At 64.6% G+C, this 18,492-nt stretch carries 18 protein-coding genes; 14 read left to right on the plus strand and 4 right to left on the minus strand.

Annotation, left to right across the window (positions count from 1 at the left end; all coding sequences use genetic code 11):
* Positions 1-16: 16 nt before the first annotated feature.
* Positions 17-916 (minus strand): LysR family transcriptional regulator, encoded by a 900-nt coding sequence (locus WH303_RS04190; protein ID WP_339517120.1) that lies wholly within the window; start codon positions 914-916, stop codon positions 17-19.
* An 80-nt stretch (positions 917-996) separates the two neighbouring features.
* On the opposite strand from WH303_RS04190, the gene WH303_RS04195 reads away from it, so the two are divergent.
* Genes WH303_RS04195 through WH303_RS04205 form a run of 3 tightly spaced genes read left to right on the plus strand, consistent with a single transcriptional unit; the run spans position 997 to position 3,758 of the window.
* Positions 997-2,382: an acyclic terpene utilization AtuA family protein gene (locus WH303_RS04195; protein ID WP_339517121.1), complete on the plus strand. Its 1,386-nt coding sequence runs from the start codon at positions 997-999 to the stop codon at positions 2,380-2,382.
* Entirely contained in the window at positions 2,379-2,765 is a 387-nt protein-coding gene (locus tag WH303_RS04200) for an AtuA-related protein (protein ID WP_339517122.1), read from the plus strand. Before WH303_RS04195 ends, WH303_RS04200 begins: the two co-directional genes overlap by 4 nt.
* Positions 2,766-2,786: 21 nt before the next feature.
* Positions 2,787-3,758 (plus strand): Bug family tripartite tricarboxylate transporter substrate binding protein, encoded by a 972-nt coding sequence (locus tag WH303_RS04205; RefSeq protein WP_339517123.1) that lies wholly within the window; start codon positions 2,787-2,789, stop codon positions 3,756-3,758.
* An 8-nt stretch (positions 3,759-3,766) separates the two neighbouring features.
* On the opposite strand, the gene WH303_RS04210 is transcribed toward WH303_RS04205, so the two are convergent.
* A complete protein-coding gene (locus WH303_RS04210) occupies positions 3,767-4,687 on the minus strand; it encodes a LysR substrate-binding domain-containing protein (RefSeq protein ID WP_339517124.1) in 921 nt (306 codons plus the stop codon).
* Between the two features lie 219 nt (positions 4,688-4,906).
* Here WH303_RS04210 and WH303_RS04215 point away from each other — a divergent pair, with 219 nt between their 5' ends.
* From WH303_RS04215 to WH303_RS04255, 9 genes are all read left to right on the plus strand, one after another.
* Positions 4,907-5,941 (plus strand): ABC transporter substrate-binding protein, encoded by a 1,035-nt coding sequence (locus WH303_RS04215; RefSeq protein WP_339517125.1) that lies wholly within the window; start codon positions 4,907-4,909, stop codon positions 5,939-5,941.
* Between the two features lie 215 nt (positions 5,942-6,156).
* Entirely contained in the window at positions 6,157-7,209 is a 1,053-nt protein-coding gene (locus WH303_RS04220) for an ABC transporter ATP-binding protein (RefSeq protein ID WP_339517126.1), read from the plus strand.
* A gap of 25 nt (positions 7,210-7,234) precedes the next feature.
* Positions 7,235-8,065: an ABC transporter permease gene (locus WH303_RS04225; protein ID WP_230780316.1), complete on the plus strand. Its 831-nt coding sequence runs from the start codon at positions 7,235-7,237 to the stop codon at positions 8,063-8,065.
* A gap of 3 nt (positions 8,066-8,068) precedes the next feature.
* Positions 8,069-8,863 (plus strand): ABC transporter permease, encoded by a 795-nt coding sequence (locus tag WH303_RS04230; RefSeq protein ID WP_339517127.1) that lies wholly within the window; start codon positions 8,069-8,071, stop codon positions 8,861-8,863.
* A 9-nt stretch (positions 8,864-8,872) separates the two neighbouring features.
* A complete protein-coding gene (locus WH303_RS04235; RefSeq protein WP_339517128.1) occupies positions 8,873-10,015 on the plus strand; it encodes an NAD(P)/FAD-dependent oxidoreductase in 1,143 nt (380 codons plus the stop codon).
* The gene (locus WH303_RS04240) at positions 10,005-10,346 is read left to right on the plus strand and encodes a (2Fe-2S)-binding protein (RefSeq protein ID WP_339517129.1); all 342 of its coding nucleotides are present in this window, start codon (positions 10,005-10,007) and stop codon (positions 10,344-10,346) included. The genes WH303_RS04235 and WH303_RS04240 overlap by 11 nt, the downstream gene beginning before the upstream one ends.
* Positions 10,339-11,736 carry an FAD/NAD(P)-dependent oxidoreductase gene (locus WH303_RS04245; protein ID WP_339517130.1) on the plus strand — a complete coding sequence of 466 codons (1,398 nt, stop codon included), beginning with the start codon at positions 10,339-10,341 and terminating at the stop codon, positions 11,734-11,736. Before WH303_RS04240 ends, WH303_RS04245 begins: the two co-directional genes overlap by 8 nt.
* Position 11,737: 1 nt before the next feature.
* Positions 11,738-12,877, plus strand: coding sequence for an NAD(P)/FAD-dependent oxidoreductase (locus tag WH303_RS04250; protein ID WP_339517131.1), 1,140 nt, complete (start codon positions 11,738-11,740; stop codon positions 12,875-12,877).
* A gap of 38 nt (positions 12,878-12,915) precedes the next feature.
* Positions 12,916-13,272: a RidA family protein gene (locus tag WH303_RS04255; RefSeq protein WP_339517132.1), complete on the plus strand. Its 357-nt coding sequence runs from the start codon at positions 12,916-12,918 to the stop codon at positions 13,270-13,272.
* A 64-nt stretch (positions 13,273-13,336) separates the two neighbouring features.
* Here WH303_RS04255 and WH303_RS04260 read toward each other — a convergent pair whose 3' ends face one another.
* Together WH303_RS04260 and WH303_RS04265 are read right to left on the minus strand one after the other, a co-directional pair.
* On the minus strand, positions 13,337-14,032 hold the full coding sequence (locus tag WH303_RS04260) for a glutathione binding-like protein (RefSeq protein WP_116925501.1): 696 nt from the start codon (positions 14,030-14,032) through the stop codon (positions 13,337-13,339).
* Positions 14,033-14,119: 87 nt separating this feature from the next.
* Positions 14,120-14,680 (minus strand): DUF1439 domain-containing protein, encoded by a 561-nt coding sequence (locus tag WH303_RS04265; RefSeq protein ID WP_339517133.1) that lies wholly within the window; start codon positions 14,678-14,680, stop codon positions 14,120-14,122.
* A gap of 348 nt (positions 14,681-15,028) precedes the next feature.
* On the opposite strand from WH303_RS04265, the gene WH303_RS04270 reads away from it, so the two are divergent.
* Both WH303_RS04270 and WH303_RS04275 read left to right on the plus strand, forming a co-directional pair.
* Entirely contained in the window at positions 15,029-16,642 is a 1,614-nt protein-coding gene (locus WH303_RS04270) for an ABC transporter substrate-binding protein (protein WP_339517134.1), read from the plus strand.
* Between the two features lie 128 nt (positions 16,643-16,770).
* Positions 16,771-18,387: an ABC transporter substrate-binding protein gene (locus WH303_RS04275; RefSeq protein WP_339517150.1), complete on the plus strand. Its 1,617-nt coding sequence runs from the start codon at positions 16,771-16,773 to the stop codon at positions 18,385-18,387.
* Positions 18,388-18,492 lie beyond the last annotated feature (105 nt).

Genomic DNA, 18,492 nt, shown 5'->3' on the forward strand with positions numbered 1-18,492 from the left:
TGGAGTGTAGAGGGCCTCAAGCAATATGGGAGAAATCTGGGCGTTTTTGTTGCATTAATTGGTACAGCGCCTGGGCCGCCACCGACAGCTGCGGCTCGCGCCTGCGCACCAGGTAGATCTGGCGGTCCATGCCGGGCAGATGCAGCGGCCGGGTGACCAGGCCAGGCTGCGCAAAGTGAAACAAGCTGAGGGCCGGCACCACGCTGATGCCCAGCCCGGCCTTGACCAGGCCCATCACGGTGGCGAGCTGCTCGACCTCCACCAGGGTCTGCATGGCCTGCGGGAAAAAGGCGGCATCCAGGTACTGGCGCACGCTGCTGTGCCGGGCCAGGTGCACAAAGGGCCAGGCCGCCAGGTCGGACAGCAGCACCTCGTCCAGCGCGGCCAGCGGGTGGTCGGCCGGGCAGACCAGGTGAAAGCGGTCACTGCAAAAGGGCTCGGCGCGCAAATCGGGCGTGTCGGCGCGGATGGCGGCCAGCGCAAAGTCGGCATCGCCATTGGCCACCGCGGCAATGCAGGGCTCGGACAGCACATCGAAGACCTGCAGCTGCACCCCGGGGTGCTGGCCGGCAAAGCTGCGCAGCACCGGCGGCAGCCAGCCCGCGGCCAGCGACGGCAGCAGCGCAACGGCGACCCGGCCCTGGACGAGCTGGGCGGTAGCGCGCATCGCTTTTTCGCAGGCAGCAAATTCGGCCGCAATGCGCTGGGCCGACAGCAGAAACTGCTCGCCCTCGGGCGTCAGCAGCACATGCCGGGTGCTGCGCTCGAACAGGCGCAGGCCCACCGTGGTCTCCAGCGCGCGGATGAGGGCGCTGAAAGCCGGCTGGGACAGGTGGCAGAGGCTGGCGGCCCGGGTGAAGTTCTTCTGGCTGGCCAGCGCCAGAAAGGCCTGGATGTCGCGTTGGGATAGATTCATTTGTCGTGCAGATTAATCGATCTTAATTATCTATTTCACAACATAGAACCTCTTTTCTATAGTGGGCTGCAGGAGATGCTATGCAGACAGACAAGACAGCGCCCGCAGCCATGCTGATTGGCTGCGCGGCTGGTTTTTCAGGCGACCGGGTGGATGCGGCAGCGCCGGTGGTGCAGGCCCTGGTGGCCTTGCAACAGCCCGCGTTTCTGATTTTTGAAACGCTGGCCGAGCGCACCCTGGCGCTGGCCCAGCTGGCCCGGCGCGACGACCCGGAGGCCGGCTACGAGCCCTTGCTGCTCGAGCTGCTGCGCCCGGTGCTGGCCGACTGCCTGGCGCACCGCATCCGCATCGTCAGCAATTTTGGCGCGGCCAACCCGCAAGGCGCCGCCCGTGCCATTGCCGCGCTGGCGCGCAGCCTGGGCCTGCGCGCGCCCCGTATTGCCGTGGTGCAGGGCGATGACCTGAGCGGCCCGGCCCACCGGCCCATGCTGGCCCAGGCGCTGGGTGCGCAGATGCCCGAGCAGCCGCTGGTCAGCGCCAATGCCTATATTGGTGCGCGGCCGATTGCCGAGGCGCTGCAGGCAGGCGCCGATATCGTGGTCTGCGGCCGGGTGGCCGACCCCTCGCTGGTGCTGGGCCCGGCGATGGCGCATTTTGGCTGGGCCTGGGACGACTGGGACCGCCTGGCCCGCGCGACGATGGCCGGCCACCTGCTCGAATGCGGCACCCAGGTCAGCGGCGGCTATTTTGCCGACCCCGGCTACAAGGACGTGCCAGGCATGGACCGGCTGGGCTACCCGATCGCCGAGATCGACGACAGCGGCAACTGCAGCATCTTCAAACCCGAGGGCACGGGCGGCTGCATCACGCCGGCCACGGTCAAGGAGCAGCTGCTCTATGAGATCCACGACCCCCGCTGCTACCTGACCCCCGATGTGGTGGCCGACATCAGCCAGGCCCAGGTGCGGGCCGAGGGCGAGAACCGCGTGCGCCTGGAGGGCGTCATCGGCCACCCGCGCCCCGAGGCGCTCAAGGTCAACACCTGCTATGCCTCGGGCTGGTTTGCCGAGGCCGAGATTTCCTACGCCGGGCCCCGTGCGGCGGAGCGCGCGCGCCTGGCGGCGCAGACCGTTGCCCAGCGCCTTGAGGGCATTGCGCCGCTGCGCAGTGATCTGATCGGCGTCACCAGCGTCTGGGGCAACGATGCCAGCGACTGGCTGGCCGGTGCTGACCTGTCTGCCGCATCGCAGGATGTGCGCCTGCGCATGGCCTGGCAGCATGCCGACAAGGCCACCGCAGCGCGCCTGCCGCGCGAGATCAATGCGCTGTACTGCTGCGGGCCCGCCGGTGGCGGTGGCGTGCGCAGCCATATGCGCCAGCGCCTGGGCATGGTGTCCTGCCTGGTGCCCCAAGCCTTGATTGCCACCGGCTTTACCTGGGCTGCGCAAGAGGAGGCTGCTGCATGACGGACACGATCACCACCCCGCTGTACCGCCTGGCCCATGGGCGCACCGGTGACAAGGGCAACCGCTCCAACATCAGCGTGATTGCCTGGCATCCCGCGCTGTGGGAGGTCATCTGTGCGCAAGTCACCGAAGTGGCCGTGGCCGCGCTGTTTGCCGACCGCCAGCCGAGCCAGGTGCAGCGCTACCTGCTGCCCCAGCTGCAGGCGATGAACCTGGTGCTCGACGAGGTGCTGGACGGCGGCGTCAACGACGCGCTGAACCTCGACAGCCATGGCAAGACCCTGTGCTTTCGCGTGCTGCAAATGCCGATCGCGCTGCCGCTGCATTTGCAGGCCCATCTGGTGGGCCCGCCTGATGCGGATCCCCCATCCATCCCTGAATAAGAAACCAACCGGAGACAAGAGATGACATTTTCCACCCGCCGCCACCTGCTGGCCTGCGCCACGGCGCTGGCCATCAGCCCCCTGGCCTTTGCGCAGGGCGACTACCCGTCCAAGCCCATCACCTTTGTCGTGCCCTTTGCCGCAGGCAGCGCCACCGACCAGCTGGCGCGTGCGCTGGGCCAGGCGGTGACCGAGCAGACGCGCCAGCCGGTGATCGTCGAGAACAAGGCCGGTGCCAGCGGCATGATTGCCGCGCAGGCGGTGGCCAAGGCCCCGGCCGATGGCTACACGGTGCTGATCACCACCAACACCACGCATGCGGCCAATATCCACCTCTACCGCAAGCTGTCCTATGACCCGGTCAAGGACTTCACGCCGATCACCGGCCTGGGCAAGGGCGGCCAGGTGCTGGTGGTGCCGGCTAATGCGCCTTACCAGTCGGTGGGCGAGCTGCTGGCCTATGCCAAGGCCAACCCGGGCAAGCTCAGCTTTGGCAGCGGCAGCTCGTCGAGCCGCGTGGCCGGCGAGATGCTCAAGCAGCTGGCCAACGTGGACATCCTGCATGTGCCCTACAAGAGCAACCCCTTGGCGATCACCGACCTGCTGGGCGGCCAGATCAACCTGATGATCACCGACGTCTCCACCGGCGTGCCGCAGATCAAGGCCGGCAAGCTGCGCGCACTGGGCTATTCCACGCAAAAGCGCAGCGCCCAGCTGCCCGATGTGCCCACCATTGCCGAGGCCGGCGTGAAGGGCTATGACATGGGCTACTGGTTTGCCGCCTACGCCCCTGCCAATGTGCCCGCTGCCGTCAGCGCCAAGCTCAACCAGCTGCTGGGCCAGGCCGTCGGCAGTGCCGCTGCCAAGTCCTTCTTCGAGATGTCGGGCTCCGACCCCTGGACGACGAGCCCGGCCGAACTGGCGCAGTTCCAGGCGGCCGAGACCACCAAGTGGGGGCAGGTGATCAAGGCGGCGGGCATTACTCCGGAATAAAGCGCTGCTTAAAGGATCCAGCGTTTGGGCAGCATGCGCTTGATCTCCGCCTTGGCCAGGTCGATGAAGGGCTTGAGCACCAGGGTGGAGGCGTGGCGGTTGGAGACCACCATCGAGTACTCGCAAGGCACGGCGGGCTCGAACAGCACAAACTTCACATCGGGCCCGTGGTAGCTGCAGGCCGTCAGCGGATCGATGATCGCCAGGCCGGCGCCGGCCTCGACCAGCTTGATGGCGGCGTACGAGATCTGGGTCTCGATGTTCACGCGGCGCTGCACGCGGTTGACGAGGAACAGGCTGTCGAGCTTGGCGCGGGTCTCCATCATCGTGGGCAGCGACACCAGGGGCTCATCGACAAAGTCGATGGGTGACAGGCTGGTCTTGCGCGCCAGCTTGTGGCCGGCGGGCACGGCGACGACCAATTTGCCGATCACCAAGGTCTCCAGGCCCTTGAAGCGGGTGTGGTCGGGCGAGAGCATCACAAAGCCGATATCGCAGCGCTCGGCCTGCACCATGTCCAGCGCGGCCGGCGAGGCCTGCATGTGCAAGGTGACCAGGGTCTCGGGGAACTGGGCGCTGAACTTGGCAATGGCGCTGGGCAGGAACGAGGTGGCCATCGCCGGCGCGGCCGTCACCTCCAGCCGCTGCAGACGCCGAAAGCGCACGTTCTCGGAGATGTTGCGGATACGCTCGATGCCCATCAAGGCTTGGTGCACGTCTTCGAGCAGCAAGGTGGCGGCTGACGTCGGCTGCAGCCGGCTTTTGACCCGCTCGAACAGCGGCATGCCGATGCGCGCCTCGAATTCGGCGATCAGCCGTGTCACCACCGGCTGGGTCACCTCCAGCGACTGGGCCGCTGCGGTGACCGAGCGGCGCAGCATCAGCGCCCGAAAGGCTTCGAGATGGCGCAGTGTGATCTTCTTATCCATGTTGTAAAGACATGAGTTAATGGCCTAATGCAATCGAATAGTCTACAAAATTACTAATTTCGTAGTTATTTCAATGTCTTATCGATTGAGAAATTTCCATCCCATAAAGGCATTGAAGCAGGAATTCACCGATTCAATTTTGCCTGCAGATGCCTATCATTGGCTACCAGACAGATTGAATTCCACTTGGTTCCACGCTACTTTCTGGAGGTAATTCCGATGACCGTATCCCGTCTGGCTCTCTCCCTGGCCGCTGCCTTTGCTGCCACTGCTGGCATTGCCCATGCTGAAGACATCTATGTCGGTGGCTATGGCGGCTCGACCGAGACCGCTTTCAAGCAAAAGATCATTCCGGCCTATGAGAAGCTGACCGGCAACAAGGTCATCTACGTGCCTGGCAACTCCACCGACACCCTGGCCAAGCTGCAGGCCGAAAAGAACAACCCCCAGTACGACGTGGCGCTGATGGACGACGGTCCGATGGAGCAGGCGGTGCAGTTCGGTTTCTGCGGCGATATCGAAGCCGCACCGGTCTACAACGACCTCTACCCCATGGCTAAGACGGCGGGCAACAAGTCGCTGAACCTGGGCGTCATCGCCACCGGCCTGTTCTACAACGAAGAGGCCTTCAAGAAGGCCGGCTGGGCCGCTCCCACGTCGTGGAATGACCTGAAAGACAAGAAGTTCAAGAGCAAGACCGTGATCCCGCCGATCAACAACGGCTACGGTCTGCAGACCCTGCTGATGTTTGCCGAGATGAACGGCGGCGGCGCGAGCAATATCGACCCTGGCTTCCAGGCGCTGATCAAGGACGTGGGCCCCAATGTGCTGGCCTGGGAGCCGTCGCCCGGCAAGATGACCGAGCTGTTCCAGAACGGCGATGCTGTCATCGGTGTCTGGGGCAGCGGCCGCGTCAAGGCGCTGGCCGATACCGGCTTTCCCGTGAAGTTCGTCTACCCCAAGGAAGGCGCGTTTGCGCTGTTCACCTCCGTCTGCCCCGTTGCCAAGAAGCAGCCCAAGGCCGGCGCGCAGAAGTTCGTGCAGTTCCTCTACACGCCTGAGTCGCAAACGGCGCTCGCCGAGACCCAGGCATGGGGCCCCATGAACAGCAAGGTCAAGTTGGATGAGAAGGTCGCCAAGCAAGTGCCTTATGGCCCCGAGCAGATCGCCCAGCTGAAGACCGTGGACTACAAGATCGTCAACGTCAAGCGTTCCGAATGGACCAATCGCTGGAACCGCACCGTCGAGCGTTAAGAGTCACTCACACAAGCCTTGATACTTCGTTGCAAAGCCTTGTCGTACCTCTTGTACTGCCTGCGGCTTTGCGCCTCGTCTCAAGGGCCGTGTGAGCGCCTCTCATTCATCCCTGGCCTCCTTACCAGGACGCCAGGGATAGGCGTTAACACGCCAGCCGCCCTACACAGGCCTGCCGCGCCGCCCCACGCGGGCCGCAGGCCCCGGAGTTTCATATGAGTTTTCTACGTATCGAGGGCCTCGCCAAGAGGTTCGGGGATTTTGTTGCCGTCAAGGACTTCCACCTGGATGTCCAGCGCGGTGAGTTCGTGTCGCTGCTGGGCCCTTCGGGCTGCGGCAAGACAACCACCTTGCAGATGATCGCCGGCTTTCTGGACCCCAGCCAGGGCCGCATTGTGCTGGACGGCAAGGACATCACCCAGCTGCGCCCCGAGCAGCGTGGCATGGGCGTGGTGTTCCAGAGCTATGCGCTCTTTCCCCACATGACGGTGGAGCAGAACATCTCCTTTGGCCTGGAGATGCGCAAGCTCAGCCGCGATGTCGTGCAGCAGCGGATTCAGGATGCGCTGGCGCTGGTGCGCCTGCATGGGCTCGGTGCCCGTTACCCGCGTGAACTCTCCGGTGGCCAGCGCCAGCGCGTGGCCATTGCCCGCGCCTTGGCAATCCAGCCCGAAGTGCTGCTGCTCGATGAACCCATGTCCAACCTGGACGCCAAGCTGCGCCAGGAAATGCACGTCGAGATGCGCGCCATCCAGCGCCAGCTGGGCATCACCACCATCTTGGTGACGCACGACCAGGTCGAGGCGATGACGATGAGCGACCGCATCGCGGTGATGCACAACGGCCAGATCGCCCAGGTCGATTCGCCCCAGCAGATCTACGACAAGCCCAGCTGCGACTTTGCCTCGGTGTTCCTGGGCAAGACCAACCGCTTCGAAGGCCAGGCCCAAAGCCGCGAGACCGTGAAGATTGGCGACATGGTGCTGGGCGCGCCCAGCCCCGTGGCCAGCGGCCCGGTGGTGGTCTACCTGCGGCCCGAACGCATCGGGGTGGCCCCGGCCGGCCAGGGCGGCCTGCCCGGCACGATCAAGACCTTGCTGTTCCTGGGCAGCCAGTGGGTGGTCAATGTCAGCACCGCGCTGGGCGATATCCATATCAGCCTGCCCAATGCACGGCGCGCTGCGCTGCATGAGGGCGATGAGGTCACGCTGAACTGGGCCCCCGACGATGTGCGCGTGCTGACCCAGCAGGAGGCCAGCCGTGGATAGCAAGAACCGCTGGAAACCCTGGGCCATGTCCGGCCCCGGCCTGCTGGTCTTTGTGACCATGCTGCTGGCGCCGCTGGCCTTGACCGCCATCCTGTCGCTCAATGTCTTCAACGGCATGGAAGGCATCCAGAACGTCTACTCGCTGAAGAACTACCTGGAGATCTTCAGCGACAGCTACTACCTGGAGATCTTTGGCCGCACCGCCCTCATGTCGGCCATCGTCACCGTGCTCTGCGTGGTGCTGGGTGTGCCTGAGACCATCATCATCTCCCGCATGCGCGGCCGCTGGCGCGGTGTGTTTCTGCTGATCATCCTGGCGCCCCTGCTGATCTCGGTGGTGGTGCGTACCTTGGGCTGGTCCATCCTGATGGGCAACAACGGCCTCATCAACAAGGGCCTGATGCTGTTCCACATCATCGATGAGCCGCTGCGCCTGGCCTTCACGATGACGGGCGTGACGATTGCCATGGTGCATGTGATGGTGCCCTTCATGGTGATCTCCGTCTGGGCCTCGCTGCAAAAGCTCGACCCCCAGGTCGAGAACGCCGGCCTGTCCCTGGGTGCCAGCCAGCGCACCGTGTTCCGCCGTGTCGTGCTGCCCCAGCTGCTGCCGGGCATCCTCTCGGGTAGCATCATCGTCTTCGCGCTGTCGGCATCGGCCTTTGCCACGCCAGCGCTGCTGGGCGGACGGCGCCTCAAGGTGGTCGCCACGGCCGCCTACGACGAGTTCCTCAACACCCTGAACTGGCCGCTGGGCGCTGCCATTGCCGTGGTGCTGCTGGTTGCCAATATCGTCATCATCGTCGGCTGCAATCGCTGGATCGAGCGCCGCTTCAAAGCTGTTTTCGAGGGTTGAGCCATGCAAAAAAACAGTCCTCTGGCGCTGGTCTTCCACGCGCTGTTCATCAGCTTCATCCTGGCGCCGCTGGTCGTGGTGGTGGCGGTGGCCTTTACCGACAAGGGCTTCATCTCCTTCCCTACCGATGGCCTGTCGCTGCGCTGGTTCCGCGCCATCCTCGATGCGATGGAGATCAAGTCGGCCTTCTGGTTCTCGGCCAAGCTGGGCCTGGCCTCGGCCTCGATCGCCATCGCGCTGGCCGTGCCGGCCGCGCTGGCCATCACCCGCTACCGCTTTGCCGGCCGCGAGGTGCTGATGGCCTTCTTCATGTCGCCGCTGATGATTCCCCACGTGGTGCTGGGCGCGGCCTTCCTGCGCTTTTTCAACATCGCGGGGCTGTCCGGTTCGTTCTTCTGGCTCATGTTCACCCATGTGATCTGCATCATGCCCTATGCCTTGCGCATGGTGCTGGCCGCAGCCACCGGCATGAACCGCGAGATCGAGCATGCCGGCCTGTCGCTGGGCGCATCGCGCAGCACCGTCTTCATGCGCATCACCGTGCCCATGCTGATGGCCGGTATCGCCGGCGGCTGGATGCTGTCCTTCATCCAGAGCTTTGACGAGCTGACGATGACGGTGTTTGTGGCCACCCCCGGCACGATGACCTTGCCGGTCGCCATGTACAACCACATCGCCCAGACCATCGACCCGCTGGTGACCTCGGTCTCCACCGTGCTGATCGTCGGCACCCTGGTGCTGATGGTCATCCTGGACAAGCTGGTCGGCCTGGAGAAGGTCCTGATTGGCAAAGGTTGAGAGCAAAAAATGAATAACAACACACATAGCAGCGATGTCATTGTGATCGGGGGAGGCTTGGTCGGCAGTTCCGTGGCTTACGGGCTGCTGCGCCAGGGCCTGTCGGTCACGGTCATCGATGGCGCGGACGACACGATTCGCCCTTCACGCGGCAACTTCGGCCTGGTCTGGGTGCAGGGCAAGGGCTACGGCATGGCGGACTACGCCCGCTGGAGCCTGGGCTCGGCCCGCCAGTGGCCTGCGCTGCGCGATGAGCTGCAGGCGCAGACTGGCATCGACGTCGAGCTGATGCAGCCCGGCGGCCTGCACATCTGCCTGAGCGAGGAAGAGATGGCCCAGCGCCTGGCCAAGCTGCAGTGGCTGGAGTCCGAGGTGGGCGACCCCGCCTACCGCACCACGGTGCTGAGCCGTGATGAGGCCGCCCGGCAGCTACCGGGCCTGGGCCCCGAGGTGGTGGGCGCCACCTACTCGGCGATGGACGGCCACTGCAACCCCTTGAAGCTGCTGCGGGCGCTCTACAGCGCCAACATCGCCAAGGGCGCGCGCATCCACAACCGCATGCAGGTCGATGCGATCCGCAAGGAAGGCGGCATCTTCCACGTCAGCGCAGGCGAGCGCGCCTGGCAGGCGCCGCGCATCGTGATTGCCGCCGGCCATGCGACGCAGCAGCTGTCGGCCATGGTGGGCATGTTTGTGCCGGTGCGGCCCAACAAGGGCCAGGTCTTCATCACCGAGCGGGTGCAGCCCTTTTTGCCGCACCCCACCAACTATGTGCGCCAGACCGATGAGGGCACGGTGCAGATCGGCGACTCGATGGAAGAGCTGGGCTTTGACGACATGGTGCGTGTGCCGGTCAGCGCCAAGATTGCGGCGCGCGCGGTCAAGTGCTTCCCGGTGCTGGCCAACGCCCGCGTGGTGCGCACCTGGGCGGCGCTGCGGGTGATGTCGCCCGATGGCTTTCCGATGTACCAGGAGTCGGCCAGCCACCCCGGCGCCTTTGCGGTGACCTGCCACAGCGGCGTCACGCTGGCGGCCCAGCACGTCTTTTGTATCGCCCCCTGGGTGGCCACGGGCCTGCGGCCGGCCGCCATCGAGGCATTCCCCGCGACACGATTTACGCCGGAAACGGAAGTGAAACCCTATGGCATCTAAAGCCCTTTTCAAATACCTCCCTGGCCACCAGGCCGGGGCCGCTGGCACGGTGTCGGTGCTGGTCAACGGCGCCGTGGTGCGCATGTCGCCCGCCGCCAGCCTGGCCGCTGGCCTGCTGGCAGCCGGCATCACGGCCGTGCGCGTCTCGCCCGTGGGCCAGGGCGCCCGCGCGCCTTACTGCATGATGGGCGTGTGCTTTGAGTGCATGGTCGGCGTCAACGGCCGGCCCAACCAGCAGGCCTGCCTGATCACCCCCGAAGACGGCATGGAAGTGACCACCATGCAAGCGGCGCCCAGCCTGCTGGATGCGCAGGAGGCCAAGCATGTCTAAGCCCGCTATCCCTTTGAACGACGCGCCCAGCCAGCTGCGTGACCTGGTCGTGATTGGCGCAGGCCCGGCCGGCATGGCAGCGGCCCTGGCGGCCAAACGGCGCGGCTTGGATGTGCTGCTGCTCGACGAGCAACCCCAGGTGGGCGGCCAGATCTACCGCAGCATCACCGAGACCGATGCCCAGCGCGAGCGCATCCTCGGCGCGGACTATGTCTACGGCAAATCGCTGGCCGAGCAGATCCGCGCCAGTGGCCTGACCCACTGGGCGGGCGCCTCGGTCTGGCAGATCGACCCCGACAAGACCGTGCATGTGCTACGCAACGACCGCACCACCCGCATCGAAACCAAGTCGCTGGTGATCGCCACCGGCGCGATGGAGCGGCCTTTCCCCGTGCCGGGCTGGACCCTGCCCGGTGTGATGACCGCCGGTGCTGGCCAAATTTTGCTGAAGAACGCTGCCGTGGTGCCCCAGGTACCGGTGGTGCTGGCGGGCTGCGGCCCCTTGCTCTATTTGCTGGCGGCGCAGTACCTGCGCGCCGGTGTGGATATCCGCGCGGTGCTCGATACCTCGGCGGGTACCGACTGGCGCCTGGCGATCAGCCATGCCTCGTCGCTGCTGGCCGGCTGGGGCTATGTGCGCAAGGGCCTGGGCCTGCTGCGCGAGATCAAGTCGGCCGGCATTCCGTTTTTCAAGGATGTGGGTGGCTTGCGCATCGAGGGCGAAGACGCCGTGCGCCAGGTGCGCTTTAGCAGCGCGGGCCGGGCCCAGCAGATCGACTGCGAGCTGGTGCTGGTGCACCAGGGCGTGGTGCCCAACACCCAGGTGTCCTGGTCCTTGCGCGCCGAGCACCATTGGGACGATGAGCAGCTGTGCTGGGTGCCCGTGCTCGACAGCTGGGGCCAGACCAGCCTGCCAGGCATTTATATCGCCGGTGACGGTGCCGGCATTGGCGGCGCACTGGTAGCCGAGATGCAGGGTGCGCTCGCCGGTATTGGCGTGGCCAACAGCCTGGGCTTTGGCGCGAGCGAAGACGGTGCCCAGCAGCGCGCCCAGATCGCGCAGCATCTGCGCATCCGCCCCTTCCTGAACCAGCAGTACCGGCCCAAGGACGAGTTCCGCATTCCGGCCGACGAGGTCGTGGTCTGCCGCTGCGAAGAGGTGACTGCCGGCGCGATCCGCGAGCAGGTGCAGCTGGGCTGTGTGGGCCCGAACCAGACCAAGTCCTTCAGCCGCTGCGGCATGGGCCCCTGCCAGGGCCGCCAATGTGGTTTGACGGTGACCGAGATCATCGCCAAGGAAGCTAATTTGCCGCCGCAGGACGTGGGCTACTACCGCATCCGGCCGCCGCTCAAGTCACTGTCGCTGGCCCAGCTGGCCGCAGGTGTGTGACATGGCCCGCATAGCCAGCCCGGCATGGGGCAGCAGCGATGTGCTGGTGATCGGGGGCGGGCTGCAGGGCCTGTCCAGCGCCTTCCAGCTGGCCAAGGCAGGCCTCAGCGTGCGCCTGCTGGAGGCCGAGTACTGCGGCCGCCATGCCTCGGGCGTCAATGCCGGTGGCGTGCGCACCCTGGGCCGCCATGTGGCCGAGATTCCGCTGGCGCTGGCGGCACGCGAGCAGCTCTGGCATGGCCTGGCCGACATCATCGGCAGCGACGGCGGTTTTGTGCCCTCGGGCCAGCTGCAGGTGGCCGAGAATGAGGCCGATGAGATCAAGGCCAAGGCGCGCGTGGCCATGCTCAACGGCCTGGGTTTTTTCCATGAGCAATGGGTGGACCAGCAGCAAGTGCGCGCGTTGGTGCCCAGCATCTCGCCCCATGTGGTGGGCGGCATCTGGGCCGACCGCGATGGCTATGCGCTGCCCTACAAGGTGGCCACCGCCTACCGCCTGGCGGCAGAGAAGCTGGGCGTGCAGATCGTCGAGCAGGCGCCTGTGCTGCGGGTCGACCACCAAAGCGGCATGTGGCAGGCCAGCACCGCGCAGGGCGTGTTCCATGCGCCCTGGCTGGTCAACACCGCAGGCGCCTGGGCGGCCGATTTTGCCGCGCAGGTGGGCGACCCGGTGCCGATGGTGGCCGGCGGCCTGATGCTGATGGTGACCCAGCGCGTGGCGCCCTTTGTCAAACCGGTGCTGGGCGCGATGGGCCGGCCGCTGTCGTTCAAGCAGTTCGACAATGGCACGGTGGTGATTGGTGGCGGCCTGCGCTGTGAGGCCGATGCCAGCCAGCGCCATGCGATGGTCGACCTCAACCGCATGCCCAAGAGCGCGCAGACCGTCATCGACCTGTTCCCGCATCTGCGCGATGTGAGCATTGCACGGGCCTGGACCGGTATCGAGGGCTTTATGCCTGACGAGATTCCGGTCATCAGCCCGAGTGCCAGTGCTGATAACCTCGTGCATGCCTTTGGCTTTTCTGCCCATGGCTTTGAGCTCAGTCCGATTACCGGCTGCATTGTGGCCGAGCTGGTGACTAAGGGCACCAGCAGCTTGCCGATTTCGGCGTTTCGTGTGGACCGTTTTTCCGCTGCCTAGCAGCGCGGCGGTCGTATTTTTATCTCAGGGAGTAAATGATGAGCAACGACATCCAACGTATCGACAGCAATGAACGCCTCAGCCGCATCGTTGTGCACGGCGGCGTGGTCTATGTGGCCGGCGTCACCGCTGGCGACATCTCGGGCGACATTGGCGCCCAGACCCGCGACGTGCTGGCAAAGATCGACGGCTACTTGAAAACAGCCGGCACCAGCAAGTCGCGCCTGCTGACCGTGCAGATCTGGCTCAAGGACATCGACAAGGATTTTGCCGGCATGAACCAGGTCTGGGGCGAATGGGCCGACAAGGCCAATATGCCTACCCGCGCGACCTGTGAAGCCAGGCTGGCGCGACCAGAGTTGCTGGTCGAAATCATCGTCAGCGCCGCCATCTAAGCATCGGCCACCCAGCAAAATGCCAGCCCTCGGGCTGGCATTTTTTGTTTAAAGATTCAGCAGATCAGGGAATCAGCAATCCGCGCTGCACGGCTGGCCGCTGCAGCCAGTGGCTGAGCACACGGCTGACTTCGGGGTACTGGCCCCAGCCGATCAGGGCCTCGGCGTTGTAGCGCACGATCATGTTGCGGATCCAGGGGAAGATAGCGATATCGGCAATCGTGTAGGTATCACCGGCCACCCATTCCTTGCCTGCCAGGTGCTTGTTCAGCACGGTCAGCAGGCGCTTGGACTCGTCCACATAGCGGGTCAGCGGGCGCTTGTCCTCAAAATCCTTGCCGGCAAAGATGTTGAAGAAACCGACCTGGCCAAACATCGGGCCGATGCCGCCCATCTGGAACATCAGCCACTGCAGGGTCTCGTAGCGCTTCACGGGATCCTGCGGCAGGAACATGCCGGTCTTCTCGGCCAGGTAGACCATGATGGCGCCGGACTCGAACAGTGCAATCGCCTGGCCGCCCGGGCCATTGGGGTCGATGATGGCCGGAATCTTGTTGTTCGGGAAGGTGCCGACAAACTCGGGCGAGGTCTGGTCATTGCTCTCGAAGCTGATCTTGTGCACTTCATAGGGCATGCCCAGCTCTTCGAGCAGGATGGAGACCTTGACGCCATTGGGCGTGGGCAGCGAATACAGCTGCAGCAGATCAGGCCGGGTGGCCGGCCATTTGCGGGTGATACTGAAATCGGCAAGGGTGCTCATGAGGGATCTCTCCAAACAATTGGCAGGCGGCTTGCAGGTATGCGCCTTGCCAGCAGCATAAAGCAGATTGGACGCAGGCCTGTCGGCCTACTTCTCGTCCTTGGGCTTCACAAATTCGATGCGCAGGCCCTCGGCGGTCACCTTGAAGGTGGCCGGCAGCTCGGCCGCCTTCTCCAGGCGGTCCAGGTCCTCCTGGCGCAAGGTGTGCACGACCACATCCTCCATCGCATGCTCGGCCGCGCGCGGCGCATAGGCATGCAGCATCACTTCCATCGCCTCGGGCAGGCCGTTCATCTGCAGCGACTTCACCTGCACCTGGGTGGCGCGCAGGCTGTGGTCGGCCGGCGAGTAGCGCAGTGCAAAGTCCAGCACCATGGTGCCGTCCAGGCGGTGGGGCAGCACCTTGCCCGACATGTCGGCGCTCATCGTCGCCTGGATGCGGTTGGTCTCGGGCAGTAGCTGCAGGCTGGGGGCCTGCACATCAAGCTGCAGAAAGCCGAGCAGTGGATAGGAGCGGGGGAAGGACTTGGCCACGATGGTCTGCAGCTCGGCGGCAGACAGGGTGTAACTGGCAGGGGCAAGCAGGGAGCAGGCGGCCAGCATGCTGACGGCAAACAGGCTGGAGGCCAAAAAAAGGCGGCGGCGCATAGGGGTTGGAAAGCGTATTGGCAGGGGGCGGGTGGATGCGCATCGTACCGATCAGACGGCGTTACGCGTGCTGGATTTTCCCACCCGCAGGGATCGCATTGTTGCGCAGCTTGCATAACATTGTGTGCTGCACGAACAATGTCAGCAAAAGATGGCCCATCTCCTTGTTTTATTGGGGTAAATGCCCACTTTTCACGGGCTGCGTGAGCGTGAGCAGATGTCATTTCGTGTGAGAATTCGCAGGCTTTCCGGCTGCGGACGATGGCGCGCGCTGGTGCGCGATGGTCCCGCTTCCCGGTTCGAAAGCGCTGCCTGCTGGCAGTGCTAGCCAAGATCCCAAGGACAGACATGAATTTCGCATTGAACAAGCGCGCCCTGGCGCTGGTGGGTGCCTCGCTCATTGGCGCAGCCCACGCCCAACACCTGACCATTGCGCTGGCTTCCGAGCCCACAGCGGCCGATCCCCACTACCACAAGATGACGACGAACGACTCGTTCTCGGCGCATGTCTATGACTCGCTGGTGGGCCGCACCGCCAGCATGGAGCTGGTGCCCTCGCTGGCCACCTCGTGGAAGAACCTGGACGACCTGACCTGGGAGTTCAAGCTGCGCAAGGATGTGAAGTTCTCCAACGGCGCGCCCTTCACCTCGCAGGACGTGCTGTTCACCATCTGCCGCACGTTGAACAACGAGACCAATGTCTCGCAGTCGTACATGGATACGACCAAGCTGATCACCGACGTGCAGACCCCCGATGACCTGACCGTCATCGTCAAGACCGCCGAGCCCGTGCCACTGATCCCGGCCGAGTTTGCGCGCAACCTGCCCATCATCTCCAGCAGCATCATCAAGCACGACAAGCTCAAGTTCGCGCCCAAGGAAGGCTGCGGCTACAAGGGCCCCTGGCCCACGGTGGCCGATTTCAACAGCGGCAAGATGGCCATTGGCACCGGCCCCTTCAAGCTCAAGTCCTATGTGAAGGGCAATGCCATCACCCTGGAGCGCAATGACGGCTACTGGGGCCCCAAGCCTGCATGGCAGACCGTCAAGATGGTGGCCGTGCCCAATGCCGGCCCGCGCCTGACCGGCCTGATGTCCGGTGACTACGACCTGATCGAGAACCCGGCCGCCCGCGACCTGGCCCGCATCAAGGAAGACAAGAAGCTGGCCTTTGTCGCCACGCCGTCCACCCGCCTGGTGTTCTTCCAGCCCGACATCGGCCGCGACAAGTCGCCCTTTGTGACTGCGCCCGACGGCAAGAACCCGCTGCAGGACCTGCGCGTGCGCAAGGCCATCAACATGGCGATCGACCGCAAGGCCATCGTGCAGCGCCTGATGGACGGCATGGCCACCCCCGCCTACCAGTACATGCCCGATGGCATGTTTGGCAGCGTGAAGGCCCCCGAGATCAAGTTCGACCCCGAAGGCGCCAAGAAGCTGCTGGCCGAAGCCGGCTACCCCAATGGCTTCGAGATGACCCTGTCGTCGACGAACGACCGCTACATGAACGATGCGCAGATCTCGCAGGCCGTCGCGCAGTACCTCACCCGCATCGGCATCAAGACCAAGGTCGATGCGATGACCGCCTCGATCTACTTCCCCAAGCGCGCCAAGCGTGAGTTCAGCTTCCCGATGGGTGGCTGGCCTTCGGAGAACGGCGAAGCCTCGGGCCTGTTCCAGCTGTGGGTGGCCAGCACCGATTCGCCCAAGGGCCTGGGCACCAGCAACTACGGCGCGTTCAGCAATGCCGATTTCGACAAGGTCTACATCCCGGCAGCCAAGACGGTGGACTCTGCCAAGCGCAAGGCCATGCTGGAGCAGGCCACGCAGATCGCGCTGGACAACGTGCCGCTGATCCCGCTGCACTTCGAGAGCAGCATCTGGGCCTTCAAGAAAGAGCTGAGCTACGAAGGCCGCCGCGACCAGTACACGCTGGCCACATCGGTCAAGCCCGCCAAGTAAGCCGCGCGCTTGCGGCAGCCGGGGTCTCGCACCCCGGCACGGGCGATGAGGAATAGGTAGTGGCACGGCACTTGCATTGCCCTACGAGGCTTTTAACCAAGGAGGAACGACCTGTGTCTACCAAGAAGATCTCGCGCCGCACACCCTTGTCGCTGGCCAGCCTGGCTGCGCTCGCCCTGCCTGCGGGCATGGCGGCAGCCCAGTCGCTGACCATCGGCCTCGCCTCCGAGCCCACCGCCGCTGACCCGCATTACCACAAGGTCACCACCAACGACGCGTTCTCGGCCCATATCTTCGAGTCGCTGATCAACCGCAATGCGCAGATGGAGCTGATCCCGGGGCTGGCCCAGTCCTGGCGTGCCGTCGATGACAATACCTGGGAGCTCAAACTGCGCCAGGGTGTGAAGTTCTCCAATGGTGAGCCCTTCACCTCCAAGGATGTGCTGTTCACGCTGTGCCGCGTGCTGAACAACGAGACCAATGTCTCGCGCTCCTACATGGAGCCGGCCCAGAGCTTCAGCGATGTGCAGACGCCCGATGACTACACCGTCATCATCAAGAGCGAGCGGCCGATCCCGACGATGCCCAATGAGCTGGCGCGTTCGCTGCCCATCATCTGGAGCGGCATCGCCAAGTTCGACAAGCTGCGCTTTGCCCCCAAGGAGGGCTGCGGCGTCACCTCGCCCTGGCCCACGGTGGCCGATTTCAACACCGGCAAGCTGTCCATCGGCACGGGCCCGTACAAGCTCAAGTCCTATGTCAAGGGCACCGGTATCGAGATGGAGCGCAACGAAGCCTACTGGGGCAGCAAGCCGCACTGGAAGAGCGTCAAGATGGTGCCGGTGCCCAATGCCGGACCGCGCCTGACCGGGCTGATGTCCGGGGACTACGATGTCATCGAAAGCCCCGCTGCGCGCGACCTGCCACGCATCAAGGACAACAGCAAGCTCGACTTTGTCGCGACGCCGTCCACCCGCCTGATCTTCTTCCAGCCGGACGCCGGCCGCGCGCAAAGCCCGTTTGCCAAGGCCGCCGATGGCAAGAACCCGCTGCAGGATTTGCGTGTGCGCCAGGCCATCAACATGGCCATTGACCGCAAGGCCATCGTGCAGCGGCTGATGGATGGCATGGCCACCGTCGCCAACCAGTACATGCCCACGGGCATGTTCGGCAGCCTTGACAAGCCCACCGAGATCAAGTTCGATCCCGAAGCGGCCAAGAAGCTGCTGGCCGAGGCCGGCTACCCGCAAGGCTTTGAGCTGACCCTGACCACGACCAATGACCGCTACATCAACGATGGCCAGATCGCGCAGGCGGTGGCCCAGTACCTGACGCGCATCGGCATCAAGACCACGGTGGATGCGCAGGCCGCAGCCATCTATTTCCCCAAGCGCGCCAAGCGCGAGTTCAGCTTTGCGATGGGCGGCTGGCCGTCGGAAAACGGCGAGGCCTCGGGCCTGTTCCAGTACTGGGTGGCCAGCACCGACAAGGACAAGGGCCTGGGCACCAGCAACTACGGCGGCTTTAGCCTGCCCGCGTTTGATGAGGTGTTTGTGCCGGCGATGGCGCAGATGGACGCGAACGCGCGCAAGGCCGCCTACCAGCAGGCCACGCAGATTGCGCTGGCCAACGTACCGCTGATTCCGCTGCACTTCGAGAGCAGCATCTGGGCATTCAAGAAAGGGTTGAGCTACGAAGGCCGACGCGACCAGTACACGCTGGCCATGTCGGTCAAACCGAAATAGACAGCTGGTGCCACACCGGGCGCCAAACAGGCCCGGTCCCTGGCATGGCCCGCATCCAGCTCCAGTGGTGGGGCCATGCGGGCTTTGTGATTTTGTACGCCCCAC

The sequence above is a fragment of the Comamonas sp. MYb69 genome, from assembly GCF_037479315.1.
GTDB lineage: Bacteria > Pseudomonadota > Gammaproteobacteria > Burkholderiales > Burkholderiaceae_C > Comamonas.

Bases quoted from the DNA above. Each gene is read 5' to 3' on its own strand.
- WH303_RS04190 (WP_339517120.1), bottom strand. From the start codon at position 916: ATGAATCTATCCCAACGCGACATCCAGGCCTTTCTGGCGCTGGCCAGC.
- WH303_RS04195 (WP_339517121.1), top strand. From the start codon at position 997: ATGCAGACAGACAAGACAGCGCCCGCAGCCATGCTGATTGGCTGCGCG.
- WH303_RS04200 (WP_339517122.1), top strand. From the start codon at position 2,379: ATGACGGACACGATCACCACCCCGCTGTACCGCCTGGCCCATGGGCGC.
- WH303_RS04205 (WP_339517123.1), top strand. From the start codon at position 2,787: ATGACATTTTCCACCCGCCGCCACCTGCTGGCCTGCGCCACGGCGCTG.
- WH303_RS04210 (WP_339517124.1), bottom strand. From the start codon at position 4,687: ATGGATAAGAAGATCACACTGCGCCATCTCGAAGCCTTTCGGGCGCTG.
- WH303_RS04215 (WP_339517125.1), top strand. From the start codon at position 4,907: ATGACCGTATCCCGTCTGGCTCTCTCCCTGGCCGCTGCCTTTGCTGCC.
- WH303_RS04220 (WP_339517126.1), top strand. From the start codon at position 6,157: ATGAGTTTTCTACGTATCGAGGGCCTCGCCAAGAGGTTCGGGGATTTT.
- WH303_RS04225 (WP_230780316.1), top strand. From the start codon at position 7,235: ATGTCCGGCCCCGGCCTGCTGGTCTTTGTGACCATGCTGCTGGCGCCG.
- WH303_RS04230 (WP_339517127.1), top strand. From the start codon at position 8,069: ATGCAAAAAAACAGTCCTCTGGCGCTGGTCTTCCACGCGCTGTTCATC.
- WH303_RS04235 (WP_339517128.1), top strand. From the start codon at position 8,873: ATGAATAACAACACACATAGCAGCGATGTCATTGTGATCGGGGGAGGC.
- WH303_RS04240 (WP_339517129.1), top strand. From the start codon at position 10,005: ATGGCATCTAAAGCCCTTTTCAAATACCTCCCTGGCCACCAGGCCGGG.
- WH303_RS04245 (WP_339517130.1), top strand. From the start codon at position 10,339: ATGTCTAAGCCCGCTATCCCTTTGAACGACGCGCCCAGCCAGCTGCGT.
- WH303_RS04250 (WP_339517131.1), top strand. From the start codon at position 11,738: ATGGCCCGCATAGCCAGCCCGGCATGGGGCAGCAGCGATGTGCTGGTG.
- WH303_RS04255 (WP_339517132.1), top strand. From the start codon at position 12,916: ATGAGCAACGACATCCAACGTATCGACAGCAATGAACGCCTCAGCCGC.
- WH303_RS04260 (WP_116925501.1), bottom strand. From the start codon at position 14,032: ATGAGCACCCTTGCCGATTTCAGTATCACCCGCAAATGGCCGGCCACC.
- WH303_RS04265 (WP_339517133.1), bottom strand. From the start codon at position 14,680: ATGCGCCGCCGCCTTTTTTTGGCCTCCAGCCTGTTTGCCGTCAGCATG.
- WH303_RS04270 (WP_339517134.1), top strand. From the start codon at position 15,029: ATGAATTTCGCATTGAACAAGCGCGCCCTGGCGCTGGTGGGTGCCTCG.